The organism is Streptomyces sp. NPDC088810, from assembly GCF_044750305.1.
Lineage (GTDB): Bacteria > Actinomycetota > Actinomycetes > Streptomycetales > Streptomycetaceae > Streptomyces.
Genome location: NZ_JBIVJQ010000018.1, coordinates 71,370 through 92,093 on the forward strand (window position 1 = coordinate 71,370; position 20,724 = coordinate 92,093).

General features: G+C 73.5%; 16 protein-coding genes and 1 rRNA gene. 5 read left to right on the forward strand and 12 right to left on the reverse strand.

Annotated elements, in window-relative coordinates:
- Positions 1-35: 35 nt before the first annotated feature.
- Entirely contained in the window at positions 36-1,685 is a 1,650-nt protein-coding gene (locus tag ACIP4Y_RS37185; protein WP_358642450.1) for a CTP synthase, read from the reverse strand.
- Between the two features lie 541 nt (positions 1,686-2,226).
- On the opposite strand from ACIP4Y_RS37185, the gene ACIP4Y_RS37190 reads away from it, so the two are divergent.
- From ACIP4Y_RS37190 to ACIP4Y_RS37200, 3 genes are all read left to right on the forward strand, one after another.
- Positions 2,227-4,029 (forward strand): glycoside hydrolase family 15 protein, encoded by a 1,803-nt coding sequence (locus tag ACIP4Y_RS37190; RefSeq protein WP_401401240.1) that lies wholly within the window; start codon positions 2,227-2,229, stop codon positions 4,027-4,029.
- Between the two features lie 69 nt (positions 4,030-4,098).
- A complete protein-coding gene (locus tag ACIP4Y_RS37195; RefSeq protein ID WP_401401203.1) occupies positions 4,099-5,481 on the forward strand; it encodes an FAD-binding protein in 1,383 nt (460 codons plus the stop codon).
- Between the two features lie 58 nt (positions 5,482-5,539).
- The gene (locus tag ACIP4Y_RS37200) at positions 5,540-7,186 is read left to right on the forward strand and encodes a PucR family transcriptional regulator (RefSeq protein ID WP_401401206.1); all 1,647 of its coding nucleotides are present in this window, start codon (positions 5,540-5,542) and stop codon (positions 7,184-7,186) included.
- A 6-nt stretch (positions 7,187-7,192) separates the two neighbouring features.
- Here the strand turns inward: ACIP4Y_RS37200 and ACIP4Y_RS37205 are convergent, their stop codons facing one another.
- From ACIP4Y_RS37205 to ACIP4Y_RS37225, 5 genes are all read right to left on the reverse strand, one after another.
- Positions 7,193-8,368: a glycosyltransferase family 4 protein gene (locus ACIP4Y_RS37205; protein ID WP_401401209.1), complete on the reverse strand. Its 1,176-nt coding sequence runs from the start codon at positions 8,366-8,368 to the stop codon at positions 7,193-7,195.
- A gap of 475 nt (positions 8,369-8,843) precedes the next feature.
- Positions 8,844-10,586: a DNA repair protein RecN gene (gene recN, locus ACIP4Y_RS37210; RefSeq protein ID WP_401401212.1), complete on the reverse strand. Its 1,743-nt coding sequence runs from the start codon at positions 10,584-10,586 to the stop codon at positions 8,844-8,846.
- Positions 10,587-10,625: 39 nt separating this feature from the next.
- Complete coding sequence (locus ACIP4Y_RS37215) at positions 10,626-11,543, reverse strand: NAD kinase (RefSeq protein WP_208031459.1); 918 nt, start codon at positions 11,541-11,543, stop codon at positions 10,626-10,628.
- Positions 11,540-12,355, reverse strand: coding sequence for a TlyA family RNA methyltransferase (locus ACIP4Y_RS37220; protein ID WP_401401216.1), 816 nt, complete (start codon positions 12,353-12,355; stop codon positions 11,540-11,542). The genes ACIP4Y_RS37215 and ACIP4Y_RS37220 overlap by 4 nt, the downstream gene beginning before the upstream one ends.
- A 7-nt stretch (positions 12,356-12,362) precedes the next feature.
- Positions 12,363-12,644 (reverse strand): hypothetical protein, encoded by a 282-nt coding sequence (locus tag ACIP4Y_RS37225; RefSeq protein WP_358642462.1) that lies wholly within the window; start codon positions 12,642-12,644, stop codon positions 12,363-12,365.
- A gap of 41 nt (positions 12,645-12,685) precedes the next feature.
- Here ACIP4Y_RS37225 and ACIP4Y_RS37230 point away from each other — a divergent pair, with 41 nt between their 5' ends.
- Positions 12,686-13,060, forward strand: coding sequence for a sterol-binding protein (locus ACIP4Y_RS37230; RefSeq protein WP_401401219.1), 375 nt, complete (start codon positions 12,686-12,688; stop codon positions 13,058-13,060).
- Here the strand turns inward: ACIP4Y_RS37230 and ACIP4Y_RS37235 are convergent.
- The 4 genes from ACIP4Y_RS37235 to ACIP4Y_RS37250 all read right to left on the reverse strand — a co-directional run bounded on the left by ACIP4Y_RS37235 (position 13,044) and on the right by ACIP4Y_RS37250 (position 17,104).
- Positions 13,044-13,916: an ABC transporter ATP-binding protein gene (locus ACIP4Y_RS37235; protein WP_401401222.1), complete on the reverse strand. Its 873-nt coding sequence runs from the start codon at positions 13,914-13,916 to the stop codon at positions 13,044-13,046. The two genes, ACIP4Y_RS37230 and ACIP4Y_RS37235, sit on opposite strands and share 17 nt — an antisense overlap.
- Positions 13,913-14,959 (reverse strand): FecCD family ABC transporter permease, encoded by a 1,047-nt coding sequence (locus tag ACIP4Y_RS37240; RefSeq protein ID WP_401401225.1) that lies wholly within the window; start codon positions 14,957-14,959, stop codon positions 13,913-13,915. Before ACIP4Y_RS37240 ends, ACIP4Y_RS37235 begins: the two co-directional genes overlap by 4 nt.
- Complete coding sequence (locus ACIP4Y_RS37245; RefSeq protein ID WP_401401228.1) at positions 14,956-15,999, reverse strand: FecCD family ABC transporter permease; 1,044 nt, start codon at positions 15,997-15,999, stop codon at positions 14,956-14,958. The genes ACIP4Y_RS37240 and ACIP4Y_RS37245 overlap by 4 nt, the downstream gene beginning before the upstream one ends.
- Positions 16,000-16,075: 76 nt before the next feature.
- On the reverse strand, positions 16,076-17,104 hold the full coding sequence (locus ACIP4Y_RS37250; RefSeq protein WP_401401231.1) for an HAD hydrolase-like protein: 1,029 nt from the start codon (positions 17,102-17,104) through the stop codon (positions 16,076-16,078).
- Between the two features lie 74 nt (positions 17,105-17,178).
- Between ACIP4Y_RS37250 and ACIP4Y_RS37255 the strand changes: the two genes are divergently transcribed.
- Positions 17,179-18,462 carry a DUF1015 domain-containing protein gene (locus tag ACIP4Y_RS37255; RefSeq protein WP_401401234.1) on the forward strand — a complete coding sequence of 428 codons (1,284 nt, stop codon included), beginning with the start codon at positions 17,179-17,181 and terminating at the stop codon, positions 18,460-18,462.
- Positions 18,463-18,541: 79 nt separating this feature from the next.
- Here the strand turns inward: ACIP4Y_RS37255 and ACIP4Y_RS37260 are convergent, their stop codons facing one another.
- Positions 18,542-19,369 (reverse strand): hypothetical protein, encoded by an 828-nt coding sequence (locus ACIP4Y_RS37260; protein ID WP_401401243.1) that lies wholly within the window; start codon positions 19,367-19,369, stop codon positions 18,542-18,544.
- A 1,263-nt stretch (positions 19,370-20,632) separates the two neighbouring features.
- Positions 20,633-20,724 (reverse strand): 5S ribosomal RNA (gene rrf / locus ACIP4Y_RS37265); the annotation flags it as partial.

Genomic DNA, 20,724 nt, shown 5'->3' on the forward strand with positions numbered 1-20,724 from the left:
AAGGTATGCACCCCGGCCACCGTACAACTGGTGTGTTACTTCGAATTCTTCCGCTCGACCGCGGCCTTCACCAGGCCGGCGAACAGCGGGTTCGCGCGGGTCGGCCGCGAGCGCAGCTCGGGGTGCGCCTGCGTGGCGACCAGGTACGGGTGGACGTCGCGCGGGTACTCCACGTACTCCACGAGCTTGCCGTCGGGCGAGGTGCCGGAGAAGACGATGCCGGCCTTCTTCTCCAGTTCCGCGCGGTAGGCGTTGTTGACCTCGTAGCGGTGGCGGTGCCGCTCCTCGACGTACTCCTTGCCGTCGTAGACCTCGCGGACGATGGAGCCCTCGGCGAGCTTGGCCGGGTACATGCCCAGGCGCATCGTGCCGCCCATGTCGCCCTCGCCGGCGACGATGTCGAGCTGCTCGGCCATGGTGGAGATCACCGGGTGGGCGGTGGCGGGGTCGAACTCGGTGGAGTTGGCGTCCGGGATGTCGGCCAGGTTGCGGGCGGCCTCGATCACGATGCACTGCAGGCCCAGGCACAGACCCAGCAGCGGGATCTTGTTCTCCCGCGCGTAGCGGATCGCGCCGACCTTGCCCAGCACACCGCGGTCGCCGAAGCCGCCGGGGATGCAGATGCCGTCCACGTCCGCGAGCTGGGCCTTGGCGCCGGCCGGCGTCTTGCAGTCGTCGGAGGTCACCCACTTGATCTTCACGCGGGCGCGGTTGGCGAACCCGCCGGCACGCAGGGCCTCGGTGACCGACAGGTAGGCGTCGGGCAGGTCGATGTACTTGCCGACCAGGGCCAGGGTGACCTCGTGGTCGGGGTTGTGGACGCGGTCCAGCAAGTCGTCCCAGGTCGTCCAGTCCACGTCCCGGAACGGCAGGTCGAGCTTGCGGACCACGTAGGCGTCCAGGCCCTCGGTGTGCACGACCTTGGGGATGTCGTAGATCGACCGGGCGTCGGGGCAGGCGACCACGGCTGCCTCGTCGACGTCGCACATCAGGGAGATCTTCCGCTTGATCGCGGTCGGGACCTCGCGGTCGCAGCGCAGCACGATCGCGTCAGGCTGGATACCGATGTTGCGCAGGGCGGCCACCGAGTGCTGGGTCGGCTTGGTCTTCAGCTCACCCGAGGGGCCGATGTAGGGCAGCAGGGAGATGTGCACCACGAAGACGTTGTCCCGGCCGACCTCGTGGCGGACCTGGCGGACGGTCTCCAGGAACGGCAGCGACTCGATGTCACCCACCGTGCCGCCGACCTCGGTGATGACGACGTCGACCTCGTCGGTGGCCATGCGGCGGATGCGGTGCTTGATCTCGTTGGTGATGTGCGGGATGACCTGCACCGTGTCACCCAGGTACTCACCGCGCCGCTCCTTGGCGATCACGGTGTTGTAGACCTGGCCGGTGGTCACGTTGGCGGTGCCGTCCAGGTCGCGGTCGAGGAACCGCTCGTAGTGGCCGATGTCCAGGTCGGTCTCGGCGCCGTCGTTGGTGACGAACACCTCACCGTGCTGGAAGGGGTTCATCGTGCCCGGGTCGACGTTCAGGTACGGGTCGAGCTTCTGCATCACGACCCGCAGGCCCCGCGCCTTGAGCAGCATGCCCAGGCTGGAGGCGGTCAGACCCTTGCCGAGCGAGGAGGCGACACCCCCGGTGACGAAGATGTGCTTGGTCGTCGTGGTTTTGGGCGGCATGGCCAAGAGGGGGCTCCCGTGGTCGCGGTCTGGGGGGTGCGGTCCGGCGTCGCTCCCGGCGTTGCGGGGGTGCCGTCGCTGCGGTTCGGGGGTTTTTTTCCCACCGGTCCACGGGCTACCAGCGTATCAGCGCCTGGCCCGGATGGCTTCCGGCCACGCTCCGCACCCGGCCGCCCACCCACTGCCGCCACATGTGTCACTCGTGCTACTCCGGACATACTCCGGACACACGGTTATCACCCCGCGCTCACTCGTTCGGCCCACACGGGTTGCCGGGAGCGGCACGCAGATCATCTACGTGCGTCGTATCCTGCTCGGACATTCTCTGCCGAGCCCGGCCGGAACGACGGCACACCCCCGCCAACATCACCCGGAACAACGAGAGCGCGGCAGTTCGTTGAGCAAAGACTGTCGTGTTGCCTCAGGGCTCGGCGGGCTGCTTTGCTTCACCGCTCAACGACGCACAACAACGACCCCTTGACCGCACTAGCGACAGCCCCCTGCGCGGGGGTGTGACGTGGCCGTTCGACTGGAGTTGCACGTGGCCGGGCGCATCGAAGACTACGCACTCATCGGAGACATGCAGACCGCGGCGCTGGTCTGCCGGGATGGCACGGTGGACTGGCTGTGCCTGCCCCGCTTCGACTCGCATGCCATCTTCGCCGGCCTGCTGGGCACCGAGGAGCACGGCTTCTGGCGGCTCGGCCCGGCGCACGCCGCGGACGCCAAGCCACCCACGGCCGCCCGGCGCAGCTACCGCGGCGACTCGCTGATCCTTGAATCGGAGTGGGACACCCCGCGCGGCACGGTCCGTGTGACCGATTTCATGCCCCCGCGTGACGGCGCCCCGCAGCTGATCCGGATCGTGGAGGGGGTCACCGGCCGGGTGCCGATGCGCTCGGCCCTCAGGATGCGGTTCTCCTACGGCCGGGTGGTGCCGTGGGTGCACAAGCACGAGGGCCGCACGGTGGCCGTGGCCGGGCCGGACTCGGTGTGGTTCGACACCGAGGCGGAGACCTACGGCAAGGCGCTCACCACGTACGCCGACTTCACCGTCGCCCCGGGTGACCGGATCGCGTTCACGATCTCGTGGCAGCCGTCGCACAAGGAGCCGCCGCCGCTGCCGGAGCCCGAGGCCTCGCTGGAGGCCACGGAGGACTTCTGGCGCGAGTGGGTCGAGCACTGTACCTACCACGGGCCGTACCGCGAGGCGGTGATCCGCTCGCTGATCACCCTGAAGGCGCTGACGTACGCCCCGACCGGCGGCATCGTCGCCGCCCCCACCACCTCCCTGCCGGAGGACATCGGGGGCGTGCGCAACTGGGACTACCGCTACACCTGGCTGCGGGACGCGGCGATCACCCTGTCCTCGCTGCTGCGCACCGGCTACCGCGAGGAGGCCCGCGCCTGGCGCGAGTGGCTGCTGCGCGCGGTCGCCGGCGACCCGGAGAACCTGCAGATCATGTACGGCATCGCCGGCGAGCGCGAGCTGGGCGAGGCGGAGCTGGACTGGCTGCCGGGCTACGAGAGGTCCGCCCCGGTCCGGGTCGGCAACGGCGCCGCGCACCAGCTCCAGCTGGACGTCTACGGCGAGGTCACCGAGGCCCTGCACCTGGGCCACATGACGGGCCTGGCCCGCAACGACTACGCCTCGCTGCTCCAGCTGAAGCTGATCCGCTACCTGGAGGACCACTGGCAGGAGCCGGACGAGGGCATCTGGGAGGTGCGCGGCCCGCGCCGGCACTTCGTGCACTCCAAGGTGATGGCCTGGGTCGCGGTGGACCGCACGATCAAGCTGATCGAGTCCGGGGACGCGGACGGCCCGCTGGAGCGCTGGCGCGAGCTGCGCGACGACATCCACCGGGACGTGTGCGAGAAGGGCTACGACAAGGAGCGCAACACCTTCACCCAGTCGTACGGCTCGCGGGAGCTGGACGCCTCGCTGCTGCTCATCCCCCAGATGGGCTTCCTGCCGCCGGACGACAAGCGGGTGATCGGCACGATCGAGGCGATCCAGCGCGAGCTGTCCACCTCGGACGGGTTCATCCTGCGCTACCCGACGGAGGGCGCCGACGCGGGCGTCGACGGCCTGCCGGGTGACGAGGGCGCCTTCCTGGCCTGCTCGTTCTGGATGGCGGACGACCTGGCGATGATCGGCCGGGTGGACGAGGCCCGCCAGCTGTTCGAGAAGCTCCTCGCGCTGCGCAACGACCTCGGTCTGCTCGCCGAGGAGTGGGACCCGCGGCTGAAGCGCCAGGTGGGCAACTTCCCGCAGGCGTTCAGCCACGTCCCGCTGATCGACACGGCCCTGCGCCTGACGGCCTCGGGGGCCTACGGCGGCTGAGCGGGCCGGTGCGGCCGGCCCCGCCTAGGCTGGGAGCCGAGAAGAGCCCCTTTCCGGAAGGGGGTCGCCATGGCTTCCCTCTCGAAGGCGGGTACGGCGCTCGCCGCGCTGCGCGAGCATCTGGTCGGCGATGTGATCGCACCGGGGGACCCGGGCTACGACGAGGCCCGGACGGTCTTCAACGCGATGATCGACCGCCGGCCGGCCGTGATCGCCCAGTGCGCGGACGCCACCGACGTGGTGCGGGCCGTGCGCTTCGGCAGGGAGCTGGACCTGCACATCGCGGTGCGCGGCGGCGGCCACAGCGTGGCCGGTACCGCTCTCGGCGACGGCGCGCTCGTGGTGGACCTGCGCCGGATGCACCGGGTCACCGTCGACCCGGCGGCCGAGGCGGTCCGGGTCGAGGGCGGCGCCACGATGAGCCATCTCGACCGGGCCACCCAGCCGTACGGCCTGGCCACCACCGGCGGGCGGGCCTCCACCATCGGCGTCGGCGGGTTCGTCCTCGGCGGCGGCACCGGCTGGCTGGACCGCGCCTTCGGCCTGGCCGTCGACAACCTCATCGGCGTCGAGCTGGTGACCGCCGACGCCGAGCGGGTACACGCCAGCGCCGACGAGAACCCCGAGCTGTTCTGGGCCCTGCACGGCGGGGGCGGCAACTTCGGCGTCGCCACCGCGCTCACCCTGGAGCTGCACGAGCTTCCGGAGTTCTCCATCGTCCTGCTGATGTTCCTGCCGCAGCACGGACCGGACGTGATCCAGACCTTCCGCGAGATCATGCTCACCGGCCCGGACGCGGTGGGGGGCGCGGTGCTGTACATCACCGGGCCGCCCGAGGAGTTCACGCCGCCGGAGCTCGTGGGCGAGCTGGTGTGCGCGGCGCTGCTGACCTACACGGGCGGCGAGGACGGACTGCGGGAGCTCGCCGAGCCGCTGCTCGCGCTGCCGCACGAGGTGGAGCTGGCCGGTGACATGCCGTACGCCGATGTGCAGTGCATGCTCGACGATCCGCCGGGCATGCGGAACTACTGGTCGGCGGAGTATCTGTCGGGCTTGCCGGACGAGGCGGTGGACGTCTTCTGCGCCCGCGCGGACGGCATGCCGGTGCCGACCGGCACCCAGCACATCCTGTTCCCGCAGGGCGGGGCGATCGCCGGCGGCCCGCACGAGTACCCGGTGCCGTACCGGGACGCCCTCTGGGCGGCGCACCCGTTCGCCGTCTGGGCGGACCCGGCCGACGACGAACGGGCGATGAGCTGGGTGCGGGACGTGCGCACCGGGCTGCGGCCGTGGAGCACGGGGGCCGTCTACCTCAACTTCATCGGCGACGAGGGCCCCGAACGGGTCCGCGCGGGCCTGGGCGCCGGGAACACGCTGCGCCTGGAGAAGGTGAAGCGTCGGTACGACCCCGACAACGTGTTCCGCTTCAACCACAACATCCGGCCGGTCTAGGCGGCAGCCGTCCGCCGACAGCTGTCCTGAGGACGTTGTCGCAGGTAGCGTCCGCTGCATGGACAGCCGTACGGACCACCGATTCGACACCCAGGGCGCCGGTATCACCGTGCAGCGGGCGCTGGAGCTGCCCGGACTGCGCAGCGGGCTGCCGGAGGTCCTGGCGGGCGCCGACCGGCTCGGCCGTACCGTGCGCTGGGTGCACGCGGGCGAGGTCCCGAACATCGCCTCGCTGCTCAAGGGCGGCGAGCTGCTGCTGACCACCGGCTACGGCCTCGGCACCCGGCCGGCCGAGCAGCGGGCGTTCGTCCGGACCCTGGCCGAGCGGGGGATCGCCGCCCTGGTGGTGGAGCTGGGCCCGCGCTTCGCCCGGCTGCCGGCCGCCCTCGTGGACACGGCCCGGGCGGCCGGCCTGCCGCTGGTCCAGCTGCACCGCGAGGTGCCGTTCGTGACGGTGACCGAGGAGATCCACACCGAGATCGTCAACGGCCACTACGCGCTGCTCCAGCGCGCGGAGGAGGTGCACCGGCGCTGCACCGAGGCGCTGCTGGGCGGGGGCGGGGTGCCGCAGGTGCTGGGCATCCTGGCGGACTTCGGCGACAACCCGGTGTTCCTGGAGACGGCCGACGGCCGGCTGCTGTACGCCGCCGGGGCCGGGCCGCAGGGCGCCGACCCGCTCCAGGTGTGGGAGGGGCTGCGCGGTCCGCACAAGGAGGCCCCGCCGCCCGCCGGTTCGGTGCTGGTGGACGTGCCGGGCGGCGGGCCCGGTACGGCCGGTTCGGTGCGCGCCCGCCTGGTGCTGCTGCCGGTGCGCTCCCCGCTGTCCCCGGTGCACCGGATCGCCGCCGAGCGGGCCGCGGGCATCCTGGCCGTGGTGCTGATGCAGGCCCGGCAGGAGGAGGAGCTGGCGGCGCGCGGGCGCGGTGACTTCCTCACCGATCTCGCCGAGGGCCGGATCGTGGCGGAGGACGCCCCGGCGCAGGCCCGGGTCCTCGGCTTCAAGCCCAACGGCAGCCCGCTGCTGCCGGTGGTGATGCGGATCGGGGACACCCTCTCCCCCGGCGGGGGCTGGGCGGTGCTGGCCCGGGCGGTCTCCGAGGAGCTGGCCGCGGTGGGCGTGCCGGTGCTGCTCGGGGTGCGGCCCGTGGAAGGGCGGGTGCTGGTGCTGCTGGGGCTGCGCTCGGAGTCGGAGCGGGCGGCGGTCGCGGACCGGGTGGCGGCGGCGCTGCGGGCGGGGGTGGAGCGGGCCGGGATGCGCCGGCCGGGCTCGCCGCCGCCGGTGGTGGTCGTCGGGGTGGCGGGCGGCTGGGCTGCGGCCTCGGCGGGGCTCCGGCACGCGGCGGAGACGGCGACGGCGGCCCAGGGCCTGACCGACCGGCCCTGGTACGACGCCCGGCGCCTCGACATCGACCTGCTGCTGTGGCGGCTGCGCGACCACCCGGACCTCGCGGCCTTCGTGGAGCGCGCGATCGGCCCGCTGCGCGACCACGACCACCGCTCCAAGCCGCCGCTGCTGCCGACCCTGGAGACCTATCTCGCGCACGCCGGCCGCAAGGCGGAGACGGCCCGCGAGCTGCACCTCAACCGGCAGACGCTGTACAACCGGCTCGCCCGGATCGGGGAGTTGCTGGGCACCGACCTCGACGACCCGCAGACGGTGCTGGCGTTGAGCCTGGCCCTGCGGGCGCGCAGGCACGTGCCCTAGCCTGCCTCAGGCCAGTGGCCTCGGCTGGGTCAACTCGTCGTACACGCTCAGCACTTGGGCGACGGTCTCGTCCTCGGTGGGCCAGGTGGCGGCCTGCCGTGCCCCGCGCTCCCGCAGCAGTGCGCACCGCTCCGGGTCGGCGAGCAGTCGTACGACGGTGTGGGCGAGGGCTTCCGGATCGCCGTAGGGGATGAGTTCGGCGGCGTCGCCGACGAGGTCGGGGATGCCGCCGACGCGGGTGGCGACGAGCGGCACGCGCGCCTGCAGGGCTTCCTGGGCGAGCACGGACCGTGACTCCCACCTGCTGGTCAGGAGTGCCAGATCGGCGGCGGCGAGCAGCTCGGACACGTCGTCCCGGCGCCCGATGAGCCGCACCGGCAGCTCCTCGTCCTCGATCCGCCGTTGCAGCACCGGCCGCAGCGGCCCCTCCCCCGCGACGACCACGAGCGGTGCCGGGTCCAGGTCCCGCCAGGTGCGGGCCGCGTCGAGCAGGACGTCATAGCCGCGGTTCCGCTCCAGGGAGCCGACCGCGATGAGCAACCGGCGCCCGGTGGCGCCGAGTTCGGCCCGGATCTTGGGCCGCAGCCGGTCGGGGTCGTCCGGGTCGAGGGCGTCGGGATCGAGGTCGCCGGGGTCGAGGAGGGCGCCGGGCCGGGGCCGGGCCGGCAGGGCGACGGCCGCCAGCCGGGCGTCCCGCGCGCCGGTCCGCCGGGCCCGGTCGACCAGGTCGGAGCTGGTGCCGAGGACCACGGCCGCGGTCTTCACCACCCGTCGCTCGAGCATCCGCAGCAGATGGGCCCGCGGGCCCTCCGCGTGGGCCCGGTTGTGCCAGGTGACCACCAGCGGGGTGGTGCGCCCGCTGAGCGCGAGCACGGCCCGGAAGGAGGCGTGCAGGCCGTGCGCGTGCACCAGGTCGGCGTTGGCGCAGGCCGTGCGGAGCGCGGCCACGGAGACGGGGTCGCTGCTGCGCGGCACGTGCACGTGCTCGGCGCCGGCCCCGGTGAAGTCGTAGGCGCGGTCCGCCTCGGCGGGGGCGCACACCGTGACGCGCACGCCCCTCGCCACGAGCCCCTCGGCCAGGGAGCGCACGTGCGCGCTGCTGCCGGCGTTGCCTCCGCCGAGCACCTGCACGGTGCGCAGCGGCGACTGGCCGTGCGGTGCGTTGCTGCTCACGGGGGTCACGGGGCCGGGGCTCCTGGTTCACGGCGGGGGCGGTCACGAGGGAACGTACAGAAGGTAGCGGGCTCCGGGGGGCGGAAGGACGCACACCGCGCGCCTCCCGCGCGGACCGTCCGGACCCCCTGCCCACCCCGTGTTCCCTGCCAAGCATGCCAGCCCGTACGGCCGTTCAGGGCCATTCGGGAGGGCGCACCGTGCGGCGGGCCGGGGCAATGCGCCGGAGCACATCACCCACACGGGTGAGGAAACCCCCGCCACGACCGAACGCCGTACGAGGGCATCCCACGAGGTCAGCCGCCCACAGCACCCGTGCCCACGCACTCCCCCGGCCCCCGCCTGGGCCACCCGACCGGCCCGACGGCGCACACGGGCAACCCCTGTGCGCCGGTTCCCACCCCGACCGCCACCCCGGCGCGAAACCGGGAACGCGCGCCCCAAGGTGCCCGAGCACCGCCGGGCAGCCCGCCCGGCCGGGGTCCTAGCCGTCCGCCCTGGCCGTCGCCAGGAGTTCCTCGGCGTGGGCGCGGGCCGTCTCGGAGTCCTCCTGGCCCGCCAGCATGCGGGACAGCTCGCGGATGCGCTCCTCGCCCTCCAGGACCTTCACGCCGGATCGGGTGACGGAGCCGTCGTTGGTCTTCTCCACCAGCAGCTGGCGGTCGGCGAACGCGGCGACCTGGGGCAGGTGGGTGACCACGACGACCTGCGCGGTCTTGGCCAGCTTGGCCAGGCGCCGCCCGATCTCGACGGCCGCCTTGCCGCCGACACCGGCGTCGACCTCGTCGAAGAGGTACGTCGGCACCGGGTCGGTGCCCGCGAACACGACCTCCACGGCCAGCATCACCCGGGACAGCTCACCGCCGGAGGCGCCCTTGGCGATGGGCCGCGGCGGGGCGCCCGGGTGCGGGGCGAGCAGCAGCTCGACCTCGTCCGCGCCCGAGGGGCCGTAGGCGACCGGCCGGCCGCCGACCTCGACCCCCTCCGGGTCCTCGGCCTGGCGGATGTCGAAGGACACGCGCGCGTGGGGCATCGCCAGCGAGGCCAGCTCGGCGGTCACCGCGGCGGCGAACCGCTCGGCGGCCTCCGTCCTGGCGTCCGTCAGGGCCTGCGCGAGCCCGCCCAGTTCGGTACGCAGGGCGTCCCGCTCCGCGGTCAGCTCCTCGATCCGCTCGTCGTCGCCGTCCAGCTCGGTGAGCCGTGCGGCGCTCCGCTCGGCCCAGGACAGGACCGCGTTCACGTCCTCGCCGTACTTGCGCGTCAGCGCGGTCAGCGCGGCCCGGCGCTCCTCCACCGCGGCCAGCCGCAGCGGGTCGGCGTCGAGATCGTCGGCGTACCCCGCCAGCTCGCCGGCCACGTCACCGAGCAGGATGCCGATCTCGCCGATCCGGTCGGCGAGCGCGGCCAGCGCCGGGTCGTGCGCCCGCACGGCCTCCAGGGCCCGGTGGGCGCCCGCGACGAGGGTCGAGGCGTCGATGCCCTCGGGGTCCTCCGGATTGCCCGCGAGAGCGGCGTGCGCGGCCGTCGCGGCGGACGCCAGCGCCTCGGCGTGCCCCAGCCGCTCGGCCTCCTCGGCCAGCTCCGCGTCCTCGCCGGCCCTGGGCTCCACGGCGGCGATCTCGTCGAGCCCGTACCGCAGCATGTCGGCTTCCTGCGCCCGCTCACGCGCGCGCGTGGTGATCTCCTCCAGCTCGGCGGAGACGGCCCGCAGCCGCCGGTACGCCTCGGTGTACTTGGCGAGCGGCACGGCGACGGCGTCGCCCGCGTACCGGTCCAGTGCCTGCCGCTGGCGGGACAGCTTCAGCAGCCCCTGCTGATCGGTCTGCCCGTGCACGGCCACCAGGTCGTCGGCCAGCTCGGCGAGCAGCCCGACGGGCACGCTGCGCCCGCCCAGATGCGCCCGGGAGCGGCCCTCGGCGGAAACGGTACGGCTGATCAGCAGGGCCCCGTCGTCCAGCTCGGCCCCGGCCTCCTCGGCCCGTACGACGGCGGCGGCGCCGGCGGGTACGGCGACCCGCCCCTCCACGACCGCCTTCTCCGCCCCGAGCCGCACGAGCGCCGGGTCCGCCCGGCCGCCGAGCAGCAGCCCCAGGCTGGTGACCACCATGGTCTTGCCCGCACCCGTCTCACCGGTGACAGCGGTGAACCCCGGCGACAGCTCGACGACAGCATCGTCGATGACCCCGAGCGACCGTATCCGCATCTCCTCCAACACGGAACAGACCATACGAGGTCCGGGGCGGGGAGTGCACATGGCCCGCCCTTGTCACTCCGAGGAGTGGTGCGGCGCCCCCCGCCATCCGGTCGTCGGCAACGCGAACTTGGCGACCAACCGGTCCGTGAACGAGGAATGGTGCAGCCGGGCCAGCCGCACCGGCACAGCCCCCCGCCGCACCTCCACCCGCGCCCCCGGCGGCAGCTCCACGGTCCGCCGCCCGTCGCACCACAGCACCCCCGGCGGGATGTGCGGCAGCACCTCCACGGCGAGCACCGAGTCCGGCGAGGTCACCAGCGGCTTCGCGAACAGCGCATGCGCACTGATCGGCACCATCAGCAACGCCTCCACCTCCGGCCACACCACCGGTCCTCCGGCGGAGAAGGCGTACGCGGTGGATCCGGTGGGCGTCGACAGGACGACCCCGTCGCACCCGAACCCCGTCACCGGCCGCCCGTCGATCTCCAGCACGACCTCGAGCAGCTTCTCGGCGCCGGCCTTCTGCACGGCCGCCTCGTTCAGCGCCCAGTCGGTGTGCACGATGTCCCCGTTGCGGTGCACGACGACGTCGACGGTCATCCGCTCCTCGACCTCGTACGACCGGGCCACCACCCGGTCCACGACCCGGTCGAGGTCGTCCCGCTCGGCCTCCGCGAGGAACCCGACGCGCCCGAGGTTGACGCCGAGCATCGGCACCCCGGAGGCCCGCGCGAACTCGGCCCCGCGCAGCAGCGTGCCGTCGCCGCCCAGGACGATCAGCAGCTCGCACCCGTCCAGGCACTGTGGTGTCGCCTCCTTGACGAGGGCCACCTCGTCGGGGAGCGGCAGGTCGCGCGCCTCCTCCTCCAGCACCCGCACCCCGATGCCATGCCGCAGCAGGCCCTTGACGACGAGTTCCGCGCTGCGGATCGCCGCGGGCCGCCCGGTGTGGGCGAGCAGGAAAACAGTACGCGCCAGGTTCTGTGTCAACGCGGCCCCTCCGCCACTGCACGGTCGACGTCGGCCGGGTCCACCTGGGGTGACCCCGCCCGCAGCCAGAGAAAGTACTCGACGTTCCCCGAGGGGCCGGGCAGCGGACTGGCGGTGACACCCTGCACCCCGAGCCCCAGCTCCCAGGCCTTCTCGGCCACTCCTCGCACGGCCTCCGCCCGCAGCTGCGGACTCCGTACGACACCCCCGCTGCCGAGCCGCTCCTTCCCCACCTCGAACTGCGGCTTGACCATCATCACCAGGTCGGCGTCCGGCGTCACGCACCGCTTCAGGGCGGGCAGCACCAGCCCGAGCGGGATGAAGGACAGATCGCCCACGACAAGATCCACAGGTTCCCCATCGATCGCCTCAAGCGTCAACTCGCGTACGTTCGTACGGTCCTTGACGGTGACGCGTTCATCGTTCCGGAGGGACCAGGCGAGCTGGCCGTAGCCGACGTCCACCGCGACGACCCGGGCGGCGCCCGCGCGCAGCAGGACGTCGGTGAAGCCGCCGGTGGACGCGCCGGCGTCCAGCGCGCGCCGCCCCTCGACCACGAGACCCTGCGGCACGAAGACCGCCAGCGCGCCGGCGAGCTTGTGCCCGCCCCGGGAGACGTACTCCGGGTCGCTGTCGTCGGCCTGGACGACGATCGCCGCCGCGGTCTCCACCTGCGTGGCCGGCTTGGTCGCCACGGTCCTGCCGACGGTGACCCGGCCGGCGGCGATCAGCTGGCTGGCGTGCTCGCGCGAGCGGGCGAGCTTCCGGCGGACCAGCTCCGCGTCGAGACGGCGGCGTGCGACTCCTGCCACGTTCGGTTCAGCTCCTGCTCTGGTGGTGGTACGAGGGAGGGGGCGCCGGAGGTCCCGGGCGGGCGTCGAGCGCGGTGAGCGCGTCGCGCAGCCCCCGGTGTACATCCTCGTACACCTCGAGGTGTCCGTCGGTGGCGAGGTGGTCGGCGTCGGCCAGCCGGTCCAGCTGGGCGTCGACCTCGGCGTTGCCGGTGGGGGTGCGGGGGACGTTCAGGGGGGCGGGCGCCGCGGGGTCGGACGCGGGCGCCGCCTCGGTGCCGATCTCGGCCTCGGACACGGACTCGCTCATGCCCAGACGCTACCCCGAACCGCTGCGGTACCGTCGGGGCGATGGCCACGATCGAGGAGTGCCGCCGGGCACTGGGGAAGCTTTCGGACAACATGCAGGGCGCCGAGGGCGAGGCCCGCGCGGCCGCCGCGCTGGACCGCTCGGTGAGCTGCCACATCACCGACCTGGACGTCACCTTCGCCGGCAGGCTGACCGGCGGCCGGATCGAGGTGGACGACACCCTTCCCGGCCCTCCCCCAGACTCCGTCCGGGGGGACCCCCACCGCGAGCGGGCGCAGATCAGGCTCGCCATGGCCGGCGACGACCTGGTGGCCCTGGTGAACGGCGAGCTGAACTTCGCGACCGCCTGGGGTTCGGGCCGGGTCAGGCTGGAGGCGAGCCTGCTGGACCTGTTCCGGCTCAGGAAGCTGCTGTGACCCGCTCGGCGCGTGCCCTGCGGGCCGCCGGCACCACCAGCGGGGTCCCCGTCTCCGGGTCGTCGATGACCTGGCAGCGCAGCCCGAAGACCTCCTCGACCAGTTCGGCCGTGACGATGTCGTTCGGGGCGCCCTCGGCGATCACCGTGCCGCCGCGCAGGGCGATGAGGTGGGTGGCGTAGCGGGCGGCGTGGTTGAGGTCGTGCAGCACCGCCACCAGCGTCCGGCCCTGCTCCTCGTGCAGCTCGGCACACAGGTCGAGGACGTCGATCTGGTGCTGGATGTCCAGGTAGGTGGTCGGCTCGTCCAGGAGCAGCAGCGGGGTCTGCTGGGCGAGCGCCATGGCGATCCACACCCGCTGCCGCTGCCCGCCGGACAGCTCGTCGACGTACCGCTCGGCCAGCTCCGCCACACCGGTCTGCCGCATCGACTCGCTCACGACCCGCTCGTCCTCCGCCGACCACTGCCGCAGCAGGCCCTGGTGCGGGTAGCGGCCCCGCCCGACGAGGTCGGCGACCGTGATGCCGTCGGGCGCGACGGACGACTGCGGCAGCAGGCCGAGGGTCCGCGCGACCTTCTTCGCGGGCATCGACTGGATGGCCTGCCCGTCCAGCAGCACCCGGCCCCGGCTGGGCTTGAGCATCCGCGACAGCGCCCGCAGCAGCGTCGACTTGCCGCACGCGTTCGGACCGACGATCACCGTGAAGGAGTTGTCCGGGATCTCCACCGACAGCTGCTCGGCGATGACCCGCTGGTCGTAGGCGAGGGTGACGTTCTCGGCGGACAGGCGGTTCACAGTGCTCCTAGGGGTGTTCGGGTGCGCGGCGCTCGTGTCCGGGCCCTGTGCGCGCTTCATATCCGGCCCGACCGGCGCTCGGTGACCAGCAGCCACAGCAGGTAGGCGCCGCCGAGGACGCCGGTGACCACGCCGACGGGCAGCTGGTCGGCGCCGAAGGCGCGCTGGGAGGCCCAGTCCGCGGCGACCAGCAGGGTCGCCCCCATGCACAGCGAGGGCACCAGGTTCGGTCCCGGCGAGCGGGTCAGGCGGCGGGCGAGCTGCGGCGCGGTCAGCGCGACGAAGCTGACGGGGCCCGCGGCGGCCGTGGCGGCGGCGGTGAGCAGCACGGCGGAGACCATCAGCAGGAGCCGGACGCGCTGCACGCGCACCCCGAGCGCGTGGGAGATGTCGTCGCCCATCTCCATCATCCGCAGGCCGCGCGCGTTGGCGAGGACCAGCGGGACGAGGACGGCGCACAGCCCGAGCAGGGGCCAGACCTGGTCCCAGTCCCGGCCGTTGAGGGAGCCGGTCATCCACACCACCGCGCGGGTCGCGTCGACCAGGTCGGCCTTCGTGAGCAGATAGCCGTTGACCGCCGTCATGACCGCGTTGACGCCGATACCGACCAGCACCAGCCGGTATCCGTGCACGCCCTGCTTCCAGGCGAGGGCGTACAGGGCGAGACCGGTCGTCAGGCCGCCCGCCAGCGCACCCAGGGTGACCTGGGAGGCGCTGCCCGACAGCAGCACGATGACGACCAGCGCGCCGGCCGTGGAGGCCTGGGACAGGCCCAGCAGGTCCGGGCTGCCGAGCGGGTTGCGGGAGACGGACTGGAACAGCGCGCCGCCCAGGCCCAGCGAGGCACCGACCAGCAGGCCGACGAGGACCCGGGGCAGCCGCAGTTCGTTGACGATGAAGTCCTGGTAGGCGGTGCCGTTCCCGGCGAGCGTGCCCAGCACGTCGGCCGCCGGGATCTTCGCGTCGCCAGTGCCGATCAGGGCGACACCCGCGGCGCAGGCGGCGGCCAGCAGCAGCACGACGACGATCAGGGCACGCGGCTCCAGACGCAGGGAGAACCCGCCGGGAGTGCGTACGGCACGGCTCCTGGAGTGTGTCTTCACAGCTGGGCCGTCCTCCGCCGTCGTACGAGAAAGATGAAGACCGGGCCGCCGATGAGCGCGGTGACGATGCCGACCTGCAGCTCGGCGGGGCGGGCCACGACCCGGCCGACGACATCGGCGCCGAGCAGCAGCACGGGCGCCAGGACCGTGGCGTACGGCAGGATCCAGCGCAGGTCGGGCCCGGTGAAGGAGCGCACGACGTGCGGGACCATCAGGCCGACGAAGACGATCGGCCCGCAGGCGGCGGTCGCGGCACCGCACAGCAGCACGGCGGCCAGCATGGCCAGCGCGCGGGTGCGGTCGACGTGGGCGCCGAGGGCGCGGGCGGTGTCGTCGCCCATCTCCACGGCGTTGAGCGGCCGGGCCAGCGCGAGCGCGAGCACCATGCCGACCGCGAGGAACGGCAGCACCTGCGTGATGGTCGAGTAGCCGGCCGAGGCCAGTGAACCCACCGTCCAGAAACGCATCTTGGCCAGGGCCGCGCCGTCCATGATCATCACGGCTTGGAGGTAGCCGTACAGGGCCGCGCTGATCGCCGTACCGGCCAGCGCGAGGCGTACCGGGGTGGCGCCCCGGCTGCCGCCGAGGAACCACACCAGCGCGCCGACCGCCGAGGCCCCCAGGAACGCGAACCACACATAGCCGGTGAGGCTGGTGACACCGGCGTAGGTGACGGCCGTGACGACCGCCGCGGAGGCGCCCGCGTTGATGCCGAGCAGCCCGGGGTCGGCCAGCGGATTGCGGGTGAGCGCCTGGAGCACCGCGCCGGAGAGACCGAGCGCGGCACCGACCAGCAGGCCGAGGACCGTACGCGAGAGCCGCTCGTCCACGACCACGTCGCCGTACGTCCCCGTGTCGTGGAACAGGCCGTGCCAGACCTGGTCCAGGGACAGCGCTTTGGCCCCGATCGCGATGCTCGCCCCAGCGACGAGCACCAGGAGCAGGACCGAGAGCAGGAGCCCAAGGGCCCGCGCCGCCCGGCGGGTTGGGGGCGCGGGGGCGGTCTCCGCGCGCGGTTCCGGAGGACTGTCGACCAACACGAGGTTAGGTTAGCCTACCCTCGCATTACATCTCGATCCCCGGTTCCTGTGACTCCCGCCCGCGCGCTGGGGGCCGTCAGAGCCCCAGCCTGGCCAGCGCCTTCTCCCCGTCCAGCACGCAGGAGCCGTCCCCCGCCGCCGTCCAGGCCGCCGCGCACAGCGCCCGCAGCCCGTCCAGCGCCTCGCCGTCGCCGGCCAGCTCCAGCCGCTCGGCCCCGGCCGTCGCCGTCCACCCGCCGCAACGGAAACCGTCACCCTCGCGGGTGATCTCCGGCTGGCCGGTGAGCAGCCCGCGCAGATCGGCGTCCACATACGTCGGCCGGTGGTGCGGCGGCGCGGCGAGCAGCTGCGCCCCGTCGGTGACACCGGTCAGCACCAGCAGCGAGTCCACCCCGCCGTTGAACGCGCCCTCGATGTCCGTGTCCAGCCGGTCCCCCACCACCAGCGGGCGCTCGGCACCGGTCCGCAGGATCGTCTCCCGGTGCATCGGCGGCAGCGGCTTGCCCGCGACCTGCGGCTCCGCGCCCGTCGCGATCCGCACCACCTCCACGGCCGCCCCGTTGCCCGGCGCGATGCCCCGCCCGCTGGGAATCGTCAGATCGGTGTTGGACGCGAACCACGGCACCCCGCGCCGCACCGCGTACGACGCCTCCGCGAACCGCCCCCAGGGCAGATCCGGTCCGCCGTAGCCCTGCACGACCGCCGCCGGGTCGTCGTCCGCCGACTCCACCGGCACCAGGCCGCGCTCGCGCAGCGCCACCCGCAGCCCCTCACCGCCGACCACCAGCACGCGCGCCCCCGCCGGCACCTGCTCGCTGATCAGCCGCGCCACGGCCTGCGCGGAGGTGATGACGTCGTCAGCGCCCGCCGGTATGCCCAGCTCCGTCAGATGCCCGGCCACCGCGTCCGGGGTCCGCAGCGCGTTGTTGGTGACGTACGCGAGACGCATCCCGCCCGACCGGGCCACCGCCAGCGAGTCGACCGCGTGTGCGATCGCGCTCCCGCCCGCGTACACCACCCCGTCCAGATCGAGCAACGCCGTGTCGTACGCCTCGCTCAGGGGCTGCCCACTGCCCTCGGGCCTCGTCCTGACGCCCTGGCTCATGTCCACATCGCTCCTCGTTCACTCGCCTTTCCCCCGATCATCCCGCACGCCCCCGACACACGTACGATGCCGGGATGAACACAGCAGGTCACTGGGAGGCAACGGCGCGTCGAGGCCTGGAACTGACCCCGTTCCGAGGCCTCCGTTACGACCCCGACCGGGTCGGCAGCCTCGCCTCCGTCACCTCTCCGCCCTACGACGTCGTCGTACGCCCCGACGGCCTGCACCACCTCCAGTCGGCCGACCCGTACAACATCGTCCGGCTGATCCTGCCCCAGGCCGGCAGCCCCAGCGCCCGCACCGAGCAGGCCGCCGACACCCTGCGCCGCTGGCTGGACGAGGGCGTCCTCACCGCCGACCCCGAGCCGGGCCTGTACGTGTACGAGCAGCGGGACGGCAACGGCATGCTCCAACGCGGGATCATCGGCACCCTGCGGGTCACGGAACCCGCCGAGGGCGTGGTGCTGCCGCACGAGGACGTCATGCCGCCCGTGGTCGCCGACCGGGCGGCCCTGATGCGCGCCACGCGCGCCAACCTCGAACCGCTGCTGCTGACCTACCGCGGCGACGGCACGGCCGCCGAGGTCGTCGAACGTACGGCCAACCGCCCGCCCCTGCTGGCCACGACCACCGAGGACGGCTTCCACCACCGCCTGTGGTCCGTGACCGACCCCGACGACCTGGCCCGCATCCAGACCGACCTGGCCGGCCGCCAGGCCCTGATCGCCGACGGCCACCACCGCTGGGCCACCTACCGCCGGCTGCGCACGGAACACCCCTCCCCCAGCCCCTGGGACTACGGCCTGGTCCTCCTGGTCGACACCGTGCGCTACCCGCTGCGCGTCCGCGCCATCCACCGGCTGCTGCACGGCCTGCCGGTCGCGGACGCGCTGACGGCGGTGGACGGCCTGTTCCGGGTGCGACACCTCGACGTGCCGCTGCCGGAGGCCCTGCAGGTCCTCGCGGACGCCTCCTGCGCGGGCAACTCCTTCCTGCTGGCCGGCGACGGCGCCTTCCACCTGCTCGACCGCCCGGATCCGGACCTGCTGGCCCGCACCATCCCGGCGGACCGCCCGGCCGCCTGGCGCTCCCTGGACGCCACCGTCCTGCACGCCACGCTCCTCGAACACGTCTGGCACATCCCCGAGGACTCCCCCGCCCACATCGCCTACATCCACGACACGGCCGCGACGGTCGAGAAGGCGGAACGCGACGGCAGTACGGGCGTCCTGATGCACCCGGTCCGCGAAGACGTCGTGCTCGACCTGGCCCGGCAAGGCGTGCGGATGCCCCGCAAGTCGACCTCGTTCGGCCCCAAGCCGGCCTCGGGGCTGGTCCTGCGGGCACTGGAGATCTGACCGGGGCGGCGGCCGGCAAGACGCAAAAGAGGGCAGACCCCCAGGGGGTCTGCCCTCTTTTCAGTGATCCCGACCTACGTCAGTCCTCGTCGCGGTCCTCCGCGGACACGCCGCCGGACTCGCCGGACCGGTCCGCCTCGCCGGACTGCACCGCCTCGTCGGACGCCTCGTCGGACGCCTCGTCGGACGCCTCGTCGGACGCCTCGTCGGACGCCTCGGCCGCGTCCTCGGCCAGGGCGTCGACGAACTCCACGCCGTCCAGCTCGGCGAGCCGGTCGGAGGCGTCCGTGCTGCCGTCCCGGTCCGCCTCGACGGCCTTCGCGAACCACTCCCGCGCCTCACTCTCCCGGCCGGCGGCCAGCAGGGCGTCGGCGTAGGCGTACCGCAGGCGCGCGGTCCACGGCTGGACGGAGTTGGAGGCCAGCTCCGGGCTCTGCAGGGTCACGATGGCCGCGTCCAGCTGCCCCATGTCCCGCCGGGCACCGGCGGCGACGAGCCGCATCTCGACCTGGCCGGCCTTGTCCAGCTTGTGCACCTCGGGGGCGCCGGCCATGTCCAGCGCCTTCTCCGGCCGGCCGAGGCCGCGCTCGCAGTCGGCCATCACCGGCCACAGTTCCACGGTGCCGGTCATCCGCCGGGCGGCCCGGAACTCGGCGAGGGCCTCGCTGTACTTCTGGCTCGCGTACGCGGCGAATCCGGCGGCCTCCCGCACGGCGGCCACGCGGGACGCCAGGCGCAGCGCCACCCTGGAGTAACCGTAGGCGCCCTCGGGGTCCTCGTCGATCAGCCGGGCGACCATCACCAGGTTCTTGGCGACGTCCTCGGCGAGCGTCTTGGGCAGGCTCTGCAGCTCCTGCCGGACGTCCTTGTCGATCTCGTCGCCGGTGATGTCCTCCGGGATCGGCAGCCGCTTGACCGGCTCGCGGTCCCGGTCCCGCTCATCGCGGAACCGGCCACCGCCACGGCGGTCGTCCCGGCCGTCCCGGCCGCGGAAACCACCCGGCCGCGCGCCACGGTCACCGCGGTCGTCCCGGCGGGGCCCACGGCCACCACGGTCATCGCGCCGGTCGTCGCGGCGGAACCCGCCGCGGTCACCCCGGTCACGGTCGTCCCGCCGGAAACCACCGCGGTCGTCACGCCGGTCGTCACGGCGGTCATCGCGGCGGTCGTCACGGCGGTCATCGCGGCGGTAGCCACCGCGGTCGTCGTCACGGCGGTAGGAGGGACGGTCGCCACCGCGGCTGTCGTCACGGCGGTAGGAGGGACGGTCGCCACCGCGGCTGTCGTCACGACGGTAGGAGGGGCGGTCGCCACCGCGGTCGTCGCGACGGCCGGAGCCGGCACGGTCGTCGTCACGACGGTAGGAGGGGCGGTCCCCACCGCGGTCGTCGCGACGGAACCCGCCGCGGTCCCCACGGTCATCGCGACGGTCGTCCCGGCGCTCGTCACGCCGGTCGTCACGCCGGAACGGCGGGCGGCCACCGCGGTCGCCCTCGCGGCGGAAACCGCCACCACGGCGGTCGTCGCGGGAGTCGTCCCTGCGGTCGTCACGCCGGTCGTGGTCGCGACGGAAGCCACCGCGCTCACCACGGTCGCGATCGTCACGGCGGTCGTCACGGCGGTCGTCGCGGCGCCCGAAGCCGCCACGGTTGTCGTCACGCCGGCCGGAGCCGGCACGGTCGTCGTCACGACGGTAGGAGGGGCGGTCGCCACCGCGGTCGTCGCGACGGAACCCGCCGCGGTCCCCACGGTCATCGCGACGGTCGTCCCGGCGGTCGTCACGCCGGTCGTCACGCCGGAACCCGCCGCGGTCGCCCCGGTCGCGATCGTCCCGCTGGAAACCGGGACGCGCACCGCGCTCGCCCTCGCGACGGAACCCGCCCCCGCGGTCGTCACGACGGTCATCGCGGCGGTCGTCACGCCGGTCGTCACGGCGACCGTAGCTGCCACGGTCGCCGCCGCGGCGGTCGTGGTCGCGCCGGTCGTCACGGCGGAAGCCGCCACGGTCACCCCGGTCACCACTGTCCCGTCGCCGCTGGTCGCGCTCCGGTCGGTCGTCGGGAGAGTTGGTGGACATGGTGACTCCTGTCTTCGGTACCGCAAGCATTGTAAAAACAAAAGGACCCCTGGTCCCAGCTGAACGCTGGTGACCAGGGGTCCTCCAAAGATTGTTCGGCGGCGTCCTACTCTCCCACAGGGTCCCCCCTGCAGTACCATCGGCGCTGTGAGGCTTAGCTTCCGGGTTCGGAATGTAACCGGGCG